Source organism: Youxingia wuxianensis (assembly GCF_014385085.1).
GTDB lineage: Bacteria > Bacillota > Clostridia > Oscillospirales > Ruminococcaceae > Youxingia > Youxingia wuxianensis.
The window spans coordinates 1-1,133 of the sequence record NZ_JACRTD010000028.1 but is presented as its reverse complement, the minus strand read 5'-3'; the positions used below and the strand labels follow the sequence as shown (position 1 = coordinate 1,133).

Annotated in this window: 1 protein-coding gene; it reads right to left on the bottom strand. The window is 54.0% G+C overall.

Annotated features, from left to right (window positions below):
* Positions 1 to 1,049, bottom strand: a 1,049-nt coding sequence (locus tag H8705_RS13620; RefSeq protein WP_262396321.1) for an ISL3 family transposase, incomplete at its 3' end; no start/stop codon positions are given.
* Between the last annotated feature and the right edge of the window lie 84 nt (positions 1,050 to 1,133).

The following is a 1,133-nucleotide window of genomic DNA, read 5'->3' as shown; positions in this document are numbered from 1 at the left end:
ATCTTCTCCTTGTGGTTGCGTAGTGTGGTGGCAGCGTCTTTCATTGGCTGCAACCGGCAACGGCGCATCCAGGAATAGAGAGAGTCAAAGGCGTTCCTTGCTTCCTCCACCGTATAGCAAGCGTAGAAGTCATCCAGGGCAGCAACAATGCTGTATGCCTTACCGGTCTTAGGATACCGCTTGGAGAGGGAGTCCAGCTTGGCGACCTGCTGTTCTGACATTCGTCCTCTGGGTATCATGAACAGCCTGCGGCCCTGAAAGAGGGCCTGCTTGGCTTCGGATGACTTCTGCTCCTCCTTGCGTACCATATCGAGGGCGTTAGTGAGTATCTGCTTGACATGGAACTTGTCAATCACGCTCAGGGCATTCGGGAAGTTCTCAGCGATGCCAGGCAGATAGGACTTGGACATATCACTCGTAACAGCACAGACAGCCTCTTTGGAACCGCCGTGTTTCTCTAGTTTCTCGGCAAAGGTGGAGATAACGCTTTTCTCTCTGCCTTGTTCCACATCAATGACACGCCGCCGGTCTGCGTCAACAAAGACAGTAACATAGTCGTGTCCCCGGAGCCGGGAGGTTTCGTCAACGGCGAGCCTCACTAACCCCTTCAAGTCCTGACGGCTCATGGCCTCGTTCACCCAGTAGGAGAGGATGGCGGACAGGGACTTTTCGTTGCAGCGGAGGATTTCCGCTGCCTTTGCCCGCGGCATATCGGCAAGGATAAGCATGGCGTACCCCTCAAATAGCAAGGTAAACCGGCTATTCTTCCGCTCAAACGGCGCGCTTATCTGCTTTGTGCCGCAATGCGGACACCTCACCCGGGGCCGCTTGCAATGGACGAAGGACGGGTAGAACAGACAGTCCCCATGCCGCCAAACACGCTCTGTTGGCTCATATCCATTGCGTACAGTGGCACCTCCGCAGGAAGGACAGGCAAACTCTGCGCCCTCCCGGACATTGACATAGATGTGGACTTCTTTCTTCTCCGGTGAAAACTCCGCCCCCTCAACATACCACGGTTCACTCAGGTTGAGAGATCCGGCTATCATGTCAGGAAAGTTAGCTATCATCTGTATCACCCCCTAGAGAGTATATCACAAAATCCCTTTATCCACTAACTTTGGAGTAGAGCC